Source organism: Halomonas sp. PA16-9, from assembly GCF_009728585.1.
Taxonomy (GTDB): Bacteria; Pseudomonadota; Gammaproteobacteria; order Pseudomonadales; family Halomonadaceae; genus Vreelandella; species Vreelandella titanicae.
The window spans coordinates 1,857,367-1,875,731 of sequence record NZ_CP040451.1 but is presented as its reverse complement, the minus strand read 5'-3'; the positions used below and the strand labels follow the sequence as shown (position 1 = coordinate 1,875,731).

Below are 18,365 nucleotides of genomic sequence, written 5' to 3'. Positions count from 1 at the left end.
AATGTGGCAAGTTTGAGGAAACGATGCAGAAGTGTTAATGATCAATCGATATCATGGCCTTGATAACCTGATTAGCGGGGTCACACCACTGGGCATCTGGGCAGGCACGTCAGCAAGGTAAGCACGGTGGGTAATCATTGCTTCAGCATTGATGTCCCCACTATCCATCAGTGACACCACACTATCAAAGTCTTCCCGAGTGGCATTACGGCTGCCGATCAAGGTCAACTCTTTCTTGTGGAAATCAGGATCACTGAAGGTAATATCTGCTTTGACTATACTCACCAGAACATAGCAACCGCCATGCCCCACCAGATCGAACCCAGCCTCCATAGCACGAGGGCTCCCTGTGGCATCAAACACCACATCTGCTAACGCACCGCCATTTAGCTTGCTGATCTGTGCAGCCACTTCCACTTCCTGAGGGTTCGCCACCGCATCGGCACCCAGTACGTCACGGCAAAAAGCCAGACGTGATGGATTGGTATCCACCATCAAGGTACGCGCCCCCTGGCTTTTAGCGACCTGGAGTACGCCCATACCAATAGGCCCCGCACCCACGATGACGGCTAATTCATCCGCTTGTAGCACGCTACGCCTTACAGCGTGAGCACCAATTGCCATGCACTCCACCAGGGCCAATTGATCGATGCTAAGGGTTTCAGATACCACTAAGTGAGTGGTAGGTACGGCCAGGTACTCCGCCATGCCACCATCTTGATGTACGCCAATAACCTGCATGTTCTGGCAGCAGTTGGTTTTATGCTGCTGGCAGGCACGGCATTCACCACAATGCAGGTAGGGTATGACATAAACCTGCTTGCCCAGTAAGTGCTGGTCATGGTCATCAGCGACTTCGACTATCTCACCGGCAAGCTCATGGCCTAACACCCTGGGATATTCAAAATAGGGTTGATTGCCACCATACGCATGAATATCCGTTCCGCAGATACCGATACGGCGTATCCGTACCACGGCATGCCCAGAGGCACACTCTGGCTTAGAAGCGTGACGCAGCTCCAGATGTTGCGGCTTTGAACAGATAAGCACTTCCATAAGCGCGCTTCTCCTCGTTATGTTTAGGCCTGAACGACCCGCTGCCGCTGCACACCTAAGCCCTCAATACCTAAACGCATTTGCTGTCCATCACGAAGGTAAACGGCGGGCTTCTGGCCCATACCCACACCGGGAGGTGTGCCGGTGGAGATAACATCGCCAGGCTGCAAACTCATAAAACGGCTCAAGTAACTGATCAGAAAAGGCACTTGATACACCATGGTGCGCGTATTGCCGTCCTGGTAACGCTGGCCGTCTACCTCAAGCCACATACCTAACTGGTGTGGGTCAGCAATCTCATCACGGGTAACTAACCAGGGCCCTAAGGGGCCAAACGTATCGCAGCCTTTGCCCTTGTCCCAAGTACCACTGCGCTCCAACTGAAACTCGCGTTCAGACACATCATTAACTACGCAGAACCCCGCCACATGTAACATCGCCTCAGCTTCATCAATGTAACGACCACCCTTTCCAATAATTACCCCAAGCTCGACTTCCCAATCGGTCTTTTTGGAGCCACGGGGGATCTCCACATTGTCATTGGGACCACAGATAGCGCTTGTCCACTTATTGAAAATGACCGGCTCAGGGGGAACCTCGGCGCCGGTTTCTGCTGCGTGATCGGAGTAGTTGAGACCAATACAAATAAACTTGCCCACCTGACAACACAAGGCCCCAGACGTACATCAGCCGCGACCTCTGGCAATGTAGAGATCCACATCGCGAAGTTTCTGCAACCCTTCGTCGCTCAACACATCACCGGCAACATCGCTAACGAGGGCGGAAAGATCACGCACCTTACCCTGACTATCGAGAATGCCCGGCTTTTCCTGGCCCAGCGTTCCAAAGCGTAAAAGTTTCATATTGTTATTCCTTCTGAAGTAATCAGTTAGCCCAACCACCATCGATCAATTGCGTGGTGCCGGTAATAAACTGCGATTCATCACAAGCCAGGAAAGCCGCCAGCGCAGCCACTTCCTCCACTCGCCCCAGCCTACCCATTGGCTGACGGGCAATAAAAGAGGCTAGCACCTCTGCATCACTGCGCCCCTCTTTACGTGCCTGCTCAGCAATACGCTGTTTGAGAGAGGGAGACTCAACGGTGCCAGGGCAGATCGCATTGCAGCGAATTCCCTGGGTCATAAAGTCGGCGGCGACTGACTTGGTCAGTCCGATCACCGCGGCTTTAGAGGTACCGTAAGCGCAGCGATTAGCAACTCCTTTAATGCTAGATGCCAGGGAAGCCATGTTGATGATGCTGCCACTCTCTTTTGCCAACATGCCCGGTAAAAAAGCCTGCAAGGTATGAAACATTGAAGTGACATTCAGATCCATCGATCGCTGCCAAGTGGCCTCGTCGCATTCGAGTACGCTGCCACCTGCCACCATACCGGCGCAGTTAAACAGTACATCCAAGGCTGGCAGTGAAGCGGCTAAATGGTGGATCGCTTGGCTATCCGTGACGTCCAGGCGATAAGCTTCAACACCCGGTATACCTTCTAAGCTGGCAATATCGATATCTGTCGCGAATACGCGTGCGCCCTCGGCAACAAAGCGCTCGACGCTAGCACGCCCAATGCCGTTTGCAGCGGCGGTGATCAGTGCAGTTTTGTTCTTGAGTCTCATGTTATTTGCACATCCCTAACGGCTAAGGCGCGCCCCTAAAAGCTGTGGCACGACCTTGAAAAGAATGGGAACATACATTAGGCCAAATCATCCAGACACCTAATGGCCTGACCAATGAGCCGAGTATGAGCGAGAAACTTTGACCCTGACAAGCCTCAAAAGGCCAAATAGCAGCTTTTGGGAATAAACTTTAGTAGCCATCAACTTTAGTCGAAAAACACCAGTGAAACGGATAGGAAACACCACGAATGCCGATTCAAACCATCCGCTCGCAGCGCCTCTATCGCCAGATTGCTGATCAATTACAGCAGTTAATCAATGATGGTGAGTTTCCCCCAGGAACGCTGTTACCCCCCGAGCGAGAGCTTGCCCAAGCTCTTGGCGTTAGTCGGGCTTCAGTGAGAGAGGCCTTGATTGCTCTCGAAGTGGTTGGGCAGGTAGCTGTTCGAGTCGGCCATGGTGTCGTGGTGCATGAATCGCGTTCCACTCCCATGGAGTCGGTGATGCGCGCAGCCGCTCGAACCGAGCCCTGGGCAATAGACCCAGAGTTCGAGAGCGAAATTGAGCTCAATCTGGACGAAGAGATCCCGCCCTTTTCACTTCTCCAGACGCGCCGCTATCTGGAACCGGAAATTGCCGCGTTAGCAGCCATGAACGCCACTGAAGAGGATATGAAAGCGATCCGTTTGGCATTTGAGCGGAATGTGTCTGACAACGCCAATGGCGGGCGCAACTGCGCCGGAGATCGATTACTGCATATTCGTATTGCTGAGGCCTCAGGCAACGCGGCCTACGCACTTGTCATCAAGCATCTGCTTGGCCACAAGTACGGCGCCATGTTTCGTCGACTCCAGGAACTCTTTATGGAAACAGATATGCCGCAGCGCTCCCAGGATGACCATAAGCGCATCGTTGAAGCCATTGAAGAACGTGACCCGGCGGCTGCTCGTCGTGCTATGGAAGTGCATCTGGATCACGTACTTAATGTTTTCTTTGCTGAGTAAGTGCCTCATCAAATGCCGTAGACCTAGCGCTGTGACTTAATCGCACCGTAAACCTTGAAGCGGCGATTATCCGCCAGGGTCTGGAAGTCTTGAAATGCCCGCTGCAAGAGGTCTGGATAGGGCAAAAAGCCATTTGCCACCAGGATTAACCGCCCGCCCGCATTGAGATGCTCTGGCGCTGCGCTGATCAAACGCTGGCTAGGGCCATAACTGATATCACGCTCTTTATGGAAAGGCGGGTTGCTAACAATCCAGTCAAACTGCTCACCTTCAAGTGCACTGAATACATCACTGCAGAGTACCCGCCCCTCTAGCCCATTCGCCGCCAAGGTGCGCTTACACGCCTCTACCGCAAAAGCGCTGACGTCCACCGCGGTCACATGATGGCCACGCTGGGCCAACCAAGCGCTAATAATCCCATCGCCACAGCCCATATCCAGCACTTTGAGCGGTTTTTTCGGCAAGCTATTCTCAATGCTTTCCAACAGTAACAGCGTTCCTTCATCGACTTTGCCGTGGCCAAATACGCCCGGGTGGCTGTTCAGCGTCAGTCCTAATGTCTCGAATTGCTGCCAAGCGCTATCGCTAGTCGAATCCAATGCCACGGTTTGGGTGGCAAAGAGTGAACAGCGCCGGGCGTTGTCGCGCTTATCCCAAGGCATCCCCAGCTCATCCAGCATCTTGGGAACACGTTTAATGCCACCTTGATGCTCGCCGACAATTTCAATGGGAGTCCCTTCAGGTAGCTGCTCACATAACCACTTGAGCCACCAAATACCTAACTGATGCGCCTTCGGCCAAAACAGCACCATCTCTTTGCCGAATGACTCGTCCACTGCCAAGTTAAAAGGCGTTCGGGCCTGCTTGCCTTGCGCCTGCCACTCACGCAGTACGTCAAAATCGCCACTGACCACACCCGTCGATTGGTCAATAAGCCAGCTATCGACTGGCGGGCCAATGACCCACAGCGCTACATAGTTATCTTTTTGGCGCTCTAACAGCTGGCATGCTGGGGACTGGGCACTCATTCAACGATCTCCGGTTTAATTAATGTATAAAGCAGGTAGCGGCCCAGGCGCCAGTGGGGGTCATGGCGACAATACTTTTTTTCCAGCGCCAGCAGCGTTTCAGTTTCTGCTGGCGTGGTGGGAGGGTGGCGCAAGTAATCTTGAAAAACGCGGATACCGGCGACTGCATCTATCACTAAGCCGTTATCTGCACTCCACTGCTCAACCTCGGCATGACTAACAGGCGAAATAGGCGTCAATCGTTGTCGCTTGCCCTTCCCCGCTAAGCGGTCGCTCAACGCCTTCTCAAGATTGCCTTTGACCGCGTTGGAAAAGCGCAGTGCATCGCGATTAAACACCATCAAGCTAAGCTGGCCGCCAGGTGCCAATAAATCGCTCAATGTGGACAGCGCTGCTTGCGGGTCACCTAACCACTCCAACACTGCATGGCAGGTAATCAGAGGCCATGGGCCAGGAGCTTGTTCTGTTAACAGTTGTAGCGGCGCCTGCAGATAAGTAATAGCCTCTTCCGGTAACGTTTTAACGTCCCGGTGCCAGGTTTTGGCGTAGCTCAACATATCTGCTGAGGGTTCAGTCATCGTGACATCGTGCCCCCGCTCAGCAAACCATGCCGCCTGCTGGCCCAGGCCACCGCCCACGTCCAGCACGCACTGCCCCTCTAGATTCAGCATTTCCGGTAGCAGGTAGTCGAGCATTGCGAGACGCAGCTCGCCCCGGGGCGCCTGATAGAGCGAACGGGAGAATTTCTCGGCTAGGCCATCGAAATAGCGATCGCCAGACGGCGTTAATTCATAGCTGCTCGATTGAGAATGGAGTGATTTAGGATTTGAGGGCATGCCGCGAGCATCGCTGTAAAAGAAAGCGTGCAGTTTACCTGATTATCCCTACCCGTCCGAATGGCGGCCTAACCTGCATCAAACATAAACAAAAATTATCAAATCATTACAAATGACTCTTAAAATCGATATAAATAGGTTTGCAAACTGGAGCGAAATAATAGCTAATCGACACAGGAAAAATGTCCTATCATGGTAGGAGTGACAAGCAATAGAAGCATATAGCAGTCACCACCAAGTCGATATTAATTATAACAAAATAAATACGGTGGGTTTTATATGATTATCAATACGGCGAACCAAAATACCACTGGGCAAATAATACGGTCTTTGCTAAAAAAAGAACATACTATTTCTATTTTTTCAAAAGAAGCGGCCTACGCCATAGAGGCGAAGGCTATTAAGATAGAATTGGACAGTGGTAAAATAACGTTAGCGATACATTACACAGGTAGCTCGCTTTCTCCTTATTTGCAAAACGACACCATTTGCTTTGACATAGAAGCTTCCCATCCTACGCCAGGTATAGAAGAAGAAATTTATAATATTGAACAAGTGCCGGCACACGTCATTAAAATAGATACCTGCACTTACCATTTAGAGTGCCAGCTTCCCGGCTCTATTTTTTCCTCCGATAATCGAAGAGCTTTGCGTGTACCCTTCATTCTGGGTATGCACGCACGTGTGCACTTGGAAGTATTTGCCCATGAGCTCAACGTGGAAGGTAAAGTGCGTAACCTTTCAGTAGGTGGCTGCATGGTGTATGTCAGACTGGAAGATAGCATGGCTCTTAGCATTAATCAGGTACTGCCGGAGGTCACTCTCGAGTTTCCAAACGGAGAAATATTCAACACTCAAGGACGTATTTGTCATATGCGACCTTTTGGGAGCCATGACTATGCGGCTATCGGTATTGAGTTTATTAATATGTCAGCCACGATGACTGAGACTCTTTTCCATTATGTATCGGAATCTGAGTTCGAAGCTGCTTTTCGCTCAGGTATACAGGATAGCTCCTCTCGAGCTAAGTCACGGCTTTTCATCGCAGATGCCAAAGAGAAGAAAATGCAGCACAAAGAAGAGCATGATCAAACCAAGAGTAGCCAACGATCTCCTCTGTTACGCGGTGTTCTTGAAGTCGCTCACCAGCTACAAGTCATGTTAATGTTTACTAAAAACAAGGATTTATTTCCAGAAGAGAGCCTCTATGAGTGTGTCGACAGCCTTCTTTATATGGTCACTCAAGACCGAAGGGGGCTTCAGTATGCACTGGCTTTTTTGCATGATGAACCCGAGTGGGTGCGCCATGCCATACAAGTGAGTAGCCAGCTAGCAATGATCCTGATCAGTCGTGACCCATACGCGTCACAGACACGGGAAACAGTGGCGGGCGCCCTACTACACACCATGGGTAAACCACTGCTGATTAGCGAACAGCTCCCCTCACTTAAAATTCGCATGTCTCCATCGCAAGCCGAGCTACTCAAAGAACATGTTGTTGCACTGAATAACAAGCTAACAGCACTGGGCTGGGTCGCCAGCCCAGCCTGCCATGACATTATCCTCAATGCCAACGAACGGCTCGATGGCAGCGGCTATCCAGCTGGAAAGCAGGCTGCAGAGTTATCCGAGCGTGTTCGACTAATCAGTGTTATTAAAATAATCAATAAATTAACCCATGAGCGAAATGGTCAGCATCCACGGCAACCTCTTGATGCCTACCGCTGGGTTAATAACTGCCCAACTATTTATGAAAAGTCATTACTTGTAGAGTATATCCAACACTTTGGCTTATACCCTATCGGTAGCTTAGCAAAGTTCTCAAACGGTTTCTTAGCATGGATAATGGATGTAGATGCAAAGGGAATGCCGTGTAAAGTTAACGTTATTAAAAACCTCTCCTTTAGAGACACATCTATTGACACGGTTCTTGAAAATAATGACTTTACTCAAATTGGACGTCTTGAGGGCACGGTGAACCCCACAGACTACAATATTCATATGGCCAATCACCCTTAGCGGCTCGCACGCCGTTGCTTTTGGCCTAGCAAACACCCAAAATTGAGCTACTTTCATTCCGTTAATCACAATGTAACGGAAGACACTTTAACGCAAAACGCTATTTATTTAAGCACTCTATTTTAAAGTACACTATGCCACCTACACCGCGCCGTTCCACCATTCTTGAAGTAGCCCGCCTCGCTGGTGCCTCTAAAACCAGCGTATCGCGCTATTTTGGCGAAGAGCGTGATCGGCTCTCGCCCTCACTTCAAGCGCGCATCGCCCATGCGGCAGGTACCCTTGGCTACCAGCCAAATCAAATGGCACGCGGGTTAAAAGGTGGTCGCTCTAAATTGTTAGGTATGTTGGTGGCAGATATCCGCAACCCATTTTCAGTGGCTATCACACATGGTGTAGAGCAAGCGTGCCGCCAATACGGCTACTCATTGGTAGTATGTAATACTGATAACGACCCAGAACAGGAGCGCCAGCATTTAGACCTGTTGGGTGCCTATCAGGTGGAAGGTCTCGTGGTAAATGCATCCGGCAGCCCTGAACGCCAACTACATACTTTCATCAGCCAGGGGACACCCATTGTGCTGCTAGACCGCGAAGTCGATCATGTGGAAGCGGAGGTGGTTGGACTCGATAATCACCTGGCGATCGATATGGCGCTAGAACACTTGGCCGATCAGGGCTACCAGGCCGTACTGTATGTCAGCGAAGTTCCCCAGCAATCGAGCACGCGACAAAAACGCTTGGCCCGCTTTAACCACACTGCCGAGCAGTTGGGGCTTATCCATTCATCCTCCCTGCTTGCTAACTCAGATGGCACTGCAACGCTTCAAGCACTAAGCGACTTTTTAGCCGCCCACCAACAGCACGCTTGCGCTGTCTTGTGCGGCAATGGCACTGCCACCCTAACCGTGACCCGCCTGTTTCAGCAGTTGGACTTACCGCTTGGCAAGGTAGGCTTGATGGGGATTGATGAACTCGATTGGTGCGCTTTGATCTCTCCCGGCATTACCACGCTTGCCCAACCCACCGATGCAATGGGTAAAACGGCTGTTCAATGCTTGATGCATCGCATTGCGCCCCACGTATCATCAATGCCAGCGGCGCTGAATTTTTCACCTACTCTGATCGAACGAGGTTCTACTCAACGCTAATTTTTTTAGTCGGTGCTAAAAAATTGCCACAAAAATGGTATCGTTCCCATTGGATGATAATGAACAACTCGAAGAGATTACTGACTATGCCCCACTCCTTCTCTAACCCACCAGAAATTCTCACCTTCGGCGAAGCCATGGCTATGTTTGTCGCTGATTCACCAGGCGACTTATCCAACATTGAGCGTTTCCACCGCCGCTTGGCAGGCGCCGATAATAATGTCGCTATCGGCCTCTCCAGGCTGGGTTTCCACGTGGGCTGGTTAAGTCGAGTGGGAACCGATAGCTTTGGAGGGTTTATTCAGGCGGCATTAACAGCGGAAGGTATCGATGATCGCTATATTCACGCCGATGCACAGCACCCCACCGGGCTGCTCTTTAAAGAACGTGCCCAGAACGGCGCCGACCCGCGAGTTGAATATTTTAGACGTGGCAGTGCCGCCAGCCATCTCACTATTGAGGACGCCCGGGATGTCGACTTTCAGGCACTTAACCACCTTCACGCGACGGGCATTACCCCAGCGTTATCTGAAAGCGCCTGCCAACTTAGCCATCATTTGATGGAAGGGGCCCGCGCCCACGGCGCTAGTATTTCCTTTGACCCCAATTTGCGGCCGTCACTTTGGCCTAGCGAAAACGTTATGCGGTCGACCCTTAATGAACTCGCCAGCCGCGCCGACTGGGTGTTGCCTGGGCTTTCAGAGGGCCAGCTTCTCACCGGGCAGAAGACGCCTTACGACATAGCAGGCTATTATCTGGATCAAGGTGCCTCGGCTGTGATCATCAAGCTGGGCCCCGAAGGTAGCTATTACCGTGGCAACCTGGATGGGCAAGAAGAGAGCTTTACAGTGGCCGGTTGCCACGTTGCTGAGGTGGTGGATACCGTAGGTGCAGGCGATGGCTTCGCCGTCGGTGTCATTAGCGCTCTGCTTGACGGAAGAACGGCGCGTCAAGCCGCCCAACGCGGCAACCTCATTGGCGCCCAAGCCATCCAGGTAGTGGGTGATATGGAAGGTCTGCCTAATCGCGAGCAACTACTAGCGCTTGAAGTCGACCAACCCATTGGCTAATCGCCACACACTATTTTTTAAATAGCAGGTTTTAAATAACAGGTTTTAGATAACAGGCTTTTCACCATGGAGATAACAATGAAAAAACGTCTAGTGATTCAAGGACGACTCAGCGACGCTCAACAGACTGAACTTAGCGATTTGTTTGAAGTGGATGTGTTGCCGAAAACCAGCTCGCTTGATGCCCCTGAAAATCGCGCTCTATTAGCGGAGACACACGGCATTATCGGTTCCGGCTTAGCCATTACCCCCCAGTTGCTGGACGCAGCGCCCAACTTGAAAGTCATAGCGACCATCTCTGTTGGCTACGACAACATCCCTGTTGATGAACTTACTAAGCGCGGCATTATGCTGTGCAATACGCCTGATGTGCTTACCGAAACCACTGCCGACACCGGCTTTGCGTTGATCATGGCCGCGGCGCGCCGGGTGGTTGAACTAGCCGAGTGGGTCAAAGCGGACAAATGGCAAGCCAGCATTGGCCCGGCACTGTTTGGCAGCGATGTGCATGGTAAAACCCTAGGCATGGTGGGGTTTGGGCGCATCGGTCAAGCCGTTGCCAGGCGCGGAGCCCTGGGCTTTGGTATGCAGGTGCTCTACTCCAACGCTTCACCCAAGCTCGATTTAGAGAGTGAGCTTGGTGCGCAGCGCCGCGAACTCAACGAGCTATTGGCTGAAGCCGATTTCGTCTGTGTCACTGTGCCGCTTACCGCCGAGACCGAGCATTTGATCGGTGCCCAAGAGTTTGCGCTGATGAAGCCTTCAGGCATTTTTATCAATATCGCCCGCGGCAAAGTCGTCGATGAAAGCGCCTTAATACACGCCTTGGAAACCAGCGTTATTCAAGCAGCAGGGCTGGATGTATTTGAGCAGGAGCCACTACGCGCTGCGTCACCGCTGACGAAGATGCCCAATGTGGTCGCCCTGCCGCATATCGGCTCTGCAACCCATGAAACCCGCGACGCCATGGCCCAGCGAGCGGTGGATAATATTCGTCTAGCACTCCAGGGTGAGCGGCCAATTAGCTTAGTCAACGAGGAAACCTATCAATGAAGCCTGCCGCGCCCCCTCCACGTCAATATGCTTACTGTTCGATTGCGATGGCACCTTGGTGGATAGCGAAATACTGCTTGCCGAGGTGATGGGGGATATTCTTCCCGAATTCGGCTTACCCTTTTCAGCGCGTCAGTATATGGATGAATTTCGCGGGGTGCGTTTCCAGACGATCGTCCAAACCCTGGAAAAGCGTTTTCAAACATTAGCAGAAGATGCATTTTCCCAGCTTGAGGCAGGTATGCGGGCGCGTATGGAAGCCCGTATGCGTGCCGAGCTGGTGGCGATTCCTGGTATGGTCGCCGCACTGGAACAGTTAAGTAGCCACCCAAGGCCGTGGTCTCTAATGGCCCCGAGCGCAAAATTCGCTGTGCGCTGGAAAGCACCGAACTAGGCCATCACTTTGCTGACAAGCTCTTTAGCGCCTATACCCTCAATGTCTGGAAACCCGACCCCGAGCTGTACCGTAAAGCTGCCGCCGCTATGGGCCATGCTCCTCAGCAGTGCGTGGTGATCGATGACGCGGCGGTGGGTGTGGAAGCGGGGCTAGCGGCGGGCATGCACGTGATTCACCTCAACCACTTCCCTAATGAAGAACTCACCCCCGAAGGGGCGATTGGTATCCACCACGCCAGCGAGCTTCCCACCGCCATTGCGCGCCTACACTTCTGATCGCGGTTGCTTGGTTAACTGATTAACCGCCGCTAATCAACTCTCCAACGCCCGCCCTCGACAGGCATGTTTCCCGTGCCTGCCGACGACACCGCCTGCGTGCTTATAACCCCCTCACTCTGTACTGAAAATATGCATCGCGACCAATGTCGCATAGCCCAAGCATTGACCTATGCAGGAATGACGTTAAGCTTGGCCTCACATCAAATATAAAAACAGATTTTATATTTGAGAAACAGCTATCGCATCGCAACAAGAACATCACAATAAAACGGAGAACCTTCCATGCGCCTAACCCACTTAATGATGGCCAGCCTCGCTATTGGCTTCACCACGTCGCTCCAAGCTGCCGATTTCACCTTCAAGTATGCTCATTCGCAAACCGATGAGGCGCCGCGTTCTGAGTCCATGCGCTACTTCAAAGAAGCGCTTGAAGAGCGCAGTGATGGGCGTATCGCCGTCGAACTCTATTTCAATGGCACCCTGGGGAAGGAGGAGGACGTACTTCAGCAAGTTCAAATGGGGCTTATTCAGGGCTATCGCGGTGGTTTGTTTGCCCAAGCTAACCCCGCCTACCTGATCTATACCATGCCGTTCCTGTTCACCACGCCGGAGCAGGCTATTGACGTAATGGAGGGCGAGCTTGGCCAGGCCATTAATGAAGGCGCACGTGAAAGCCAGCTGCATATACCGGTGACCGGCGTTGCAGGCGGTATGCGCCAGTTAACCAATAACGTTCGCGCCGTTAATCAAGTTGATGACCTCCGTGGCTTGAAGATTCGCACCCCGCCACTGGCTCCCACGCTGCGGGCGTTTGAAGCGCTGGGAGCCTCCCCCCAGCAAGTGCCTTACACCGAAACCTATATGGCGCTACGCACAGGCGTGGTCGATGGGCAAGAAAACCCGCCCTCCAATATCGCCGATATGAAATTCCATGAAGCTCAGGAGTACATGTCATTACTGAACTGGCAAATCCATCCTGACCCCTTCTTTATCAGCGCCCAGTGGTACGACCAGCTACCTGAAGAGTTGCAGATGATCGTCGACGACGTCGCTCAGGAGACGATGACGCGCTCCAACGAAATTTGGCTAGCCTCCGAAGCCAACTACCTCGAAACACTGGGCGAGCACATGAGCATTAATGACATCGCCGACGAACACCGCCAAGGTTTTGTAGATGCCGTCGTTCCTGTCTGGGAGCACTTTGTTGAGCGTGGTGACTTTAGCCAGGAGCAGTTAGAGCAAGTGCTCGCCCTGACTGATCAAGCCGAGGTACTGGAGTAATGAATCCACCTCCACTGGCGCAGCCGATGGCGGAAGATACCGCCTTGATGCGGGTAATGCGCCGCTTCGCTAGCCTGCTGGAAAATCTGATCGCCGCATTAATTGCGGCGGTTTTCCTGCTCTGCTTGGCACTGGTGATACTGCGCTACGTATTCAGCATTGGCTTTGCCGGTGCTGAAGAAGTGATGCGCTTTCTATTTGTGTATTCCACCGCAGGGGCATCGGTCGCCATTTTGCGCGGCGAGCATATCCGTATCAGCGTGCTTGTGGATGCACTGCCTTCGGCAATAGCCGTCTGGCTGAACCGCTTACGCCACTGTCTTGTGATGTTATTCAATGGCTATTTGGCATGGCTCAGTATCAGCTGGATTGGGCAAGTGGGTCGTTTCCGCTCCGCCGTGCTGGATGTGCCTAATTGGGTAGTGCAAATCAGTGTCCCCATTGGCGCGCTACTGGTCATTCTATTTTCTTTGGCGGTGCTAATGGGTGGCGAGCGGCCCTCCGCTCAACGAGAAGACGCGCAGGAGGGCCAGGCATGATTTTACTGCTTGTTAGCCTGATGGTGCTGTTGCTGATTGGGGTACCCATCGCCTACTCGTTAGGGCTTTCGGGGTTGGTTTACTTTTTGATCATGCAACCAGGCTTGATTGGCGTGCTGCCCCAGCGGGTACTGTCCGGTATGGATCTGTACACCATGATTGCCCTGCCGCTGTTCATTTTGATGGGGCTGGTGATGAACGCCTCAGGCATTACCGCTCGCTTGATCGACTTCTGTTTGATGTTGGTAGGCCGTTTTCCAGGTGGGCTGGGGCACGTCAATATCTCGACATCGATGATCTTTGGCGGCATATCGGGCTCTTCTGTGTCTGATACGGCGTCGGTGGGTTCCGCCATGATTCCGGAGATGGCACGCAAGGGATACAGCGTAGAAAGCCAGCGGTATTACCGTGGCATCTTCCACCATGGGCATGATCATTCCTCCCAGTGTGCCCATGGTGATCTACGCTGTTACCGCGCAGCAGTCTATCGGCACCATGTTTATGGCGAGCCTTGTGCCAGGTTTACTCATTGGCCTGCTGATGATGGGCATCATTGCGCTAATGGCCGGTCGTCAAGGCTACCCCCGTGCCCACGCAGGATTAAACCCGCAACAGCGCCGCCAGGTGATTCAGCGTGCGGTACTCGCGCTATTAATTCCTCTGTTTGTAGTGGGTGCGGTGGTCGGCGGTGTCGCTACAGCCACTGAGTCCGCCGCGTTAGGCGTGGGCTATGCGCTGTTTCTGGCCTTGGTGGTATTTAAAAGCCTCAAACTGCGTGAACTGCCCGCACTGTTTCGCTCTGCCGTAATGACCAGCGCAACGGTGATGATCATTATTGCCATGAGCCAGCTGTACGTGTGGATTCTCTCGATGGAGCAGATTCCCCAGCTGTTGGCAGGCTTTTTAGGCGGGCTGGATCTTACCCCGATATTGCTTCTGCTGGTGATTGCAGCTGCCGTGCTACTGATCGGCACCTTTATTGATGTGACCCCCGCGATTTTGCTGATTACCCCAGTGGTGCTGCCGGTGCTTGCCCTGGCCAATATTTCACCTGTGCAGTTTGGTGTCCTGTTGATCAGTGGCTTGGCTATTGGCTTGGTCACGCCGCCGGTGGGCATGTGCCTGAACGTCTGCTCATCCATCACTGGCCTCTCGATTGGGCGTATTTTCCGCGGCGCCCTGCCGTTCCTGCTCGCAAATCTCCTGGTGATACTGCTGGTCATTGTCTTTCCGGCTATCACCCTGTGGCCGCTCACGCTGTTCTCGTGAGCCCATTTACTTTTACTATTAAAGGAAATTCATATGGATATTCGCCAAGCGCTTCATAGCGATCATTTTAAAACCCTCGATACCCAGGGCCTGCGTGACAAAATGCTGGTCACCAAGATTATGGAGCCTGGGCAACTGTCGCTAACCTACAGCCACGTTGACCGCATTATTGTCGGTGGCGCGGTACCCACTGATTCACCGCTTACCCTGAGCGGTGGCAAAGAACTTGGCGTTGATTTTCTAGAGCGGCGGGAAATGGGCGTTATCAACATTGGCGCGCCCGGGCGCATTACTGTCGACGGTGAAACGGTCGAGCTGGGCACCCACCACGGCTTGTATATTCCCAAAGAGAGCCGTGAAGTCAGCTTTGAGAGCCTCGATGCGACCAAGCCTGCGCGCTTTTATATCAACTCAACGCCTGCCCATGTACGTTACCAGCTTCGCCATATCCGCCCGGAAGATGCCTCGCCCACCACCCTTGGCGACCCCGAAACCGGAAATGTGCGTACCATTAATAAGTACCTACATACCGATGTACTGGATACCTGCCAGCTCTCCATGGGGCTTACCCAGTTAGAGCCCGGCAGTATGTGGAACACCATGCCCTGCCATACCCACGAACGGCGCATGGAAGTGTACTTCTACTTTGACTTGAGTGAAGACGATGTGGTGTTCCACCTGTGTGGTGAACCCCAAGAGACCCGGCATATCGTGGTTGCCAACGAACAAGCCGTGATTCACCCCAGCTGGTCGATTCACTGCGGCTTTGGCACTCGCCGCTACACACCTTTATTTGGGGTATGTGCGGTGAAAACCTGACCTACGATGATATGGACTTTATCGCTTCTAAAGAGCTGCGCTAAACCACTACCCAGGGAGAGTGACCAATGAAGCTATTTTCGCTGAACGGACAAGTTGCCATGGTGACGGGTTGCAACAAAGGGTTGGGCCAGGGAATTGCCATTGCACTGGCACAGGCGGGTGCCGATATCGTGGGGGTCAACCGCAGCCCTGCTGATGACACCCGCCAGCAGGTCGAGGCCCTAGGGCGCCAGTTTTACGACATTACGGCGGAGCTGGGCAGCCAAGCGCCTAGCGAGATTGTCTCACAGGCGATCGCGCAAGCGGGCAAGGTGGATATCCTGGTCAACAATGCGGGGATTATTCGCCGGGCAGCAGCCGTTGAATTTTCAGAGCAAGATTGGGATGACGTCATTGACGTTAACTTAAAAGCCGCTTTCTTTCTCGCACAGCAGGTTGCCAAACACCTTATCGAGCGCAAAGCGCCGGGCAAGATCGTCAATATCGCTTCATTACTGTCGTTTCAGGGCGGCATTCGCGTGCCCTCCTACACCACCAGCAAAAGCGGCATTCTCGGCTTAACGCGCCTGCTCGCCAATGAGTGGGCGGGCCATGACATCAACGTTAATGGCATCGCCCCTGGCTATATGGCCACCGACAACACCCAAGCATTGCGCGACGATCCCCAGCGCCATGCTGAAATTCTTGGCCGAATCCCCGCCGGACGCTGGGGCACGCCAGAAGACTTAGCCGGCGCTGTGATATTCTTATGCTCCGATGCCGCCCGCTACGTGCATGGACATACCCTGGCGGTAGACGGCGGCTGGCTGGCACGCTAACCAAGCGTTTTGGTTAACGCCACGATCAACGAGCGATTGGCAATCACGTAAGGGAGCTTGAATGAAGGAGAAGGCTGAAACGCAGTACCACGCCCCTGCCTTAGAGAAAGGGTTGGATATTTTGGAGCTGCTTGCCCAATCTCCCCAGCCGCTAAGCACCCAAGCGATTGCCGAACAGATCGGCCGTAAAACCAATGAGATGTACCGCATGCTGATGGTGCTGCGAGATCGTGGCTACGTCAGCATGGATGATAGCGGTAGCCGCTATCAGCTAACGCTAAAGATGTTTGAGATGGCCCACCGCTTCCCGCCCACCAAGCGGTTAGTACAGGCCGCACTACCGCGCATGGAAGAGCTGTGCCATGAAATCTCCCAGTCGTGTCATCTTAGCGTTGCTCGTCCTGGCCATCTATTGGTAGTGGCCCAGTACGAAAACCCCGACAAGATGGGCTTTGGGCTGCGCCTGGGGGCCAACATCGATATATGCGGCTCCGGTTCTGGGGCCGTCATGCTGGCCTTTCTGGATGAGCCACGCCGGGAGCGCATTCTCGCCGCCAGCGATGCAACGCAACAAGAGGTTGACCGAACGCGGGCGCTATTTGATCCGATTCGCCAGCAGGGCTACCACGTGGGGCCAAGCCCTCAAGTCCAAGGGTTAACCAATATCAGCTTCCCTGTCTTTGGGGTTCATGACGTTATCGAAGCCGTTATCACCATCCCTTATCTCACTCTGATTCCAGAAGCGATGCATCGGGAAGTTCCCAGCATCGACCGCTGCCGGGAACAGCTAGGGGAGCTGGCAGACGCCCTGACACTGGCTATTGGTGGGCGCCTACCAGCAGGTACGACGAGCTAAATGATGTTCTCTATAACGGTTTTCTCAATAACAGGGCGCTAAAAGTAGGTCGCCATACGCTCTTTAACGTTTAGTTGATCATCCACTAACAATATCTGGCGCCATTTATCGAAGGTTAAACAAGGATGAGAGGCGCCAAACGCGACAATATCACCGACCTCGACATCTTGAGCCCCTTCCGGAAGGCCCACAAAGGTGTGCTGATCCATAATTTTCGTCACTTCCCAACCAGTCACCGGCAATGGCTGCGAGGGGTCACCTCCTTCCCGGAACCGACGCAGGGCAATAGGTAGCTGGTCATGACCGATATCACGCTTACCTAGCGCCACAATGGCAAGCCCAGGTTCGGGAAGCGACTGCACCTGGGCAAAGACTTCCAGGGCAGGCTCAAGCCCCTGCTGCAAATCCGGCCGGCGGCCTAATACCGCTGATTGCGCTTCACGATAAAGCCCATGGTCGTGGACGATGTAGCAACCTGGGCGTAGCACGGGGGTAAATCTTCCCTGAAGCGGTGCGCCCTGAAAGGCCTCTGCAATCACATCATACCAGGCGGAACCTGACGCGGTGACAATCGGGTTCTCTTCAGCAAAGCGTCCAGCAGCTTCGAGCTCTACGGCAACATCCACCAGGTATTTAGCATAGGTACGAATACCAGATTCGGGATTATCCCCGTGAACCACACCCTCATAGCCCTCCAGGCCCACCAGAGAAAGTGCTGGTTCACTAGCAATCACCTCCGCCAGCGAAAGAATTTGCTGCTGATTGCGGCAGCCACAGCGGCCACCCTCCACGCCTATCTCAATAAGCACCGATAACGTCAAGCCCCGCTCAGCAAAAAAGCGCCCGAGCTGGCGCGCATTCTCATGGCTATCGACCACACAATAAAACGCAGCGCCCTGTTCGATCAGACTGGCGATAATGGCCATATTTGCCTGACCCACCAGTTGGTTCGCCATCAATATTCGGGTAACGCCATTGGCGAAAGCCGCACGACACTGGGGCGCAGTGGCAAGTGTGATACCCCACGCACCTGCCTGGAGCTGTCGATGGAAAAGCGCGGGCGTCATGGTGGTTTTGCCATGGGGCGCCAAGCGAGCACCGTGAGCCTCTGCGAATCGTTGCATCCACTCTACGTTATGAGCCAGTGGGCCTTCATGCACCACGGCGGCGGGAAGGCTGACACCTGATAGAAGGTTTGATCCCAATTCCTCACCGCCTTTATCCATCGCTAACGCCATTGTCTGCATTCGCCCATATCCTCT

16 protein-coding genes and 3 pseudogenes are annotated in these 18,365 nt (G+C 53.2%); 13 read left to right on the top strand and 6 right to left on the bottom strand.

Features of this window, described 5'->3' with window-relative positions; genetic code table 11:
• Positions 1-51: 51 nt before the first annotated feature.
• The 3 genes and pseudogenes from FDY98_RS08595 to FDY98_RS08585 all read right to left on the bottom strand — a co-directional run bounded on the left by FDY98_RS08595 (position 52) and on the right by FDY98_RS08585 (position 2,682).
• Positions 52-1,056 carry a zinc-binding alcohol dehydrogenase family protein gene (locus FDY98_RS08595; protein ID WP_340146427.1) on the bottom strand — a complete coding sequence of 335 codons (1,005 nt, stop codon included), beginning with the start codon at positions 1,054-1,056 and terminating at the stop codon, positions 52-54.
• Between the two features lie 23 nt (positions 1,057-1,079).
• Positions 1,080-1,919: pseudogene (locus FDY98_RS08590) on the bottom strand (fumarylacetoacetate hydrolase family protein).
• 22 nt (positions 1,920-1,941) lie between these two features.
• Positions 1,942-2,682, bottom strand: a complete 741-nt coding sequence (locus FDY98_RS08585; RefSeq protein ID WP_022524025.1) for an SDR family oxidoreductase — start codon at positions 2,680-2,682, stop codon at positions 1,942-1,944.
• 248 nt (positions 2,683-2,930) lie between these two features.
• Here FDY98_RS08585 and FDY98_RS08580 point away from each other — a divergent pair, with 248 nt between their 5' ends.
• Positions 2,931-3,686, top strand: a complete 756-nt coding sequence (locus FDY98_RS08580) for a FadR/GntR family transcriptional regulator (RefSeq protein WP_027959021.1) — start codon at positions 2,931-2,933, stop codon at positions 3,684-3,686.
• Positions 3,687-3,709: 23 nt separating this feature from the next.
• Here the strand turns inward: FDY98_RS08580 and FDY98_RS08575 are convergent, their stop codons facing one another.
• A complete protein-coding gene (locus FDY98_RS08575) occupies positions 3,710-4,714 on the bottom strand; it encodes a methyltransferase (protein WP_009287715.1) in 1,005 nt (334 codons plus the stop codon).
• Positions 4,711-5,550: a methyltransferase domain-containing protein gene (locus tag FDY98_RS08570; protein ID WP_009287714.1), complete on the bottom strand. Its 840-nt coding sequence runs from the start codon at positions 5,548-5,550 to the stop codon at positions 4,711-4,713. The genes FDY98_RS08575 and FDY98_RS08570 overlap by 4 nt, the downstream gene beginning before the upstream one ends.
• 279 nt (positions 5,551-5,829) lie before the next feature.
• On the opposite strand from FDY98_RS08570, the gene FDY98_RS08565 reads away from it, so the two are divergent.
• The 12 genes and pseudogenes from FDY98_RS08565 to FDY98_RS08510 all read left to right on the top strand — a co-directional run bounded on the left by FDY98_RS08565 (position 5,830) and on the right by FDY98_RS08510 (position 17,103).
• Positions 5,830-7,569, top strand: coding sequence for an HD domain-containing phosphohydrolase (locus tag FDY98_RS08565; protein ID WP_009287713.1), 1,740 nt, complete (start codon positions 5,830-5,832; stop codon positions 7,567-7,569).
• Positions 7,570-7,703: 134 nt separating this feature from the next.
• Positions 7,704-8,720, top strand: a complete 1,017-nt coding sequence (locus FDY98_RS08560; RefSeq protein WP_027959020.1) for a LacI family DNA-binding transcriptional regulator — start codon at positions 7,704-7,706, stop codon at positions 8,718-8,720.
• Between the two features lie 86 nt (positions 8,721-8,806).
• Positions 8,807-9,790 carry a sugar kinase gene (locus FDY98_RS08555; RefSeq protein ID WP_027959019.1) on the top strand — a complete coding sequence of 328 codons (984 nt, stop codon included), beginning with the start codon at positions 8,807-8,809 and terminating at the stop codon, positions 9,788-9,790.
• 78 nt (positions 9,791-9,868) lie between these two features.
• A complete protein-coding gene (locus FDY98_RS08550; protein ID WP_155705788.1) occupies positions 9,869-10,843 on the top strand; it encodes a 2-hydroxyacid dehydrogenase in 975 nt (324 codons plus the stop codon).
• A gap of 88 nt (positions 10,844-10,931) precedes the next feature.
• A pseudogene (locus tag FDY98_RS08545) lies at positions 10,932-11,515 on the top strand (HAD family hydrolase).
• Positions 11,516-11,800: 285 nt separating this feature from the next.
• Positions 11,801-12,799: a TRAP transporter substrate-binding protein gene (locus FDY98_RS08540; protein ID WP_009287712.1), complete on the top strand. Its 999-nt coding sequence runs from the start codon at positions 11,801-11,803 to the stop codon at positions 12,797-12,799.
• Positions 12,799-13,338, top strand: a complete 540-nt coding sequence (locus FDY98_RS08535; protein WP_155705787.1) for a TRAP transporter small permease — start codon at positions 12,799-12,801, stop codon at positions 13,336-13,338. The genes FDY98_RS08540 and FDY98_RS08535 overlap by 1 nt, the downstream gene beginning before the upstream one ends.
• Positions 13,335-13,667: pseudogene (locus tag FDY98_RS29415) on the top strand (TRAP transporter large permease subunit); the annotation flags it as partial. The gene FDY98_RS08535 and the pseudogene FDY98_RS29415, both read left to right, overlap by 4 nt.
• A 79-nt stretch (positions 13,668-13,746) precedes the next feature.
• On the top strand, positions 13,747-14,607 hold the full coding sequence (locus FDY98_RS08525) for a TRAP transporter large permease subunit (RefSeq protein ID WP_196517932.1): 861 nt from the start codon (positions 13,747-13,749) through the stop codon (positions 14,605-14,607).
• A gap of 33 nt (positions 14,608-14,640) precedes the next feature.
• A complete protein-coding gene (gene kduI / locus FDY98_RS08520) occupies positions 14,641-15,426 on the top strand; it encodes a 5-dehydro-4-deoxy-D-glucuronate isomerase (RefSeq protein ID WP_442907902.1) in 786 nt (261 codons plus the stop codon).
• Between the two features lie 68 nt (positions 15,427-15,494).
• On the top strand, positions 15,495-16,247 hold the full coding sequence (gene kduD, locus FDY98_RS08515; RefSeq protein WP_009287710.1) for a 2-dehydro-3-deoxy-D-gluconate 5-dehydrogenase KduD: 753 nt from the start codon (positions 15,495-15,497) through the stop codon (positions 16,245-16,247).
• A gap of 61 nt (positions 16,248-16,308) precedes the next feature.
• Positions 16,309-17,103 (top strand): IclR family transcriptional regulator, encoded by a 795-nt coding sequence (locus tag FDY98_RS08510; protein ID WP_009287709.1) that lies wholly within the window; start codon positions 16,309-16,311, stop codon positions 17,101-17,103.
• A 38-nt stretch (positions 17,104-17,141) separates the two neighbouring features.
• Here the strand turns inward: FDY98_RS08510 and FDY98_RS08505 are convergent, their stop codons facing one another.
• Positions 17,142-18,350, bottom strand: coding sequence for an amino acid deaminase (locus tag FDY98_RS08505; RefSeq protein ID WP_027959015.1), 1,209 nt, complete (start codon positions 18,348-18,350; stop codon positions 17,142-17,144).
• Between the last annotated feature and the right edge of the window lie 15 nt (positions 18,351-18,365).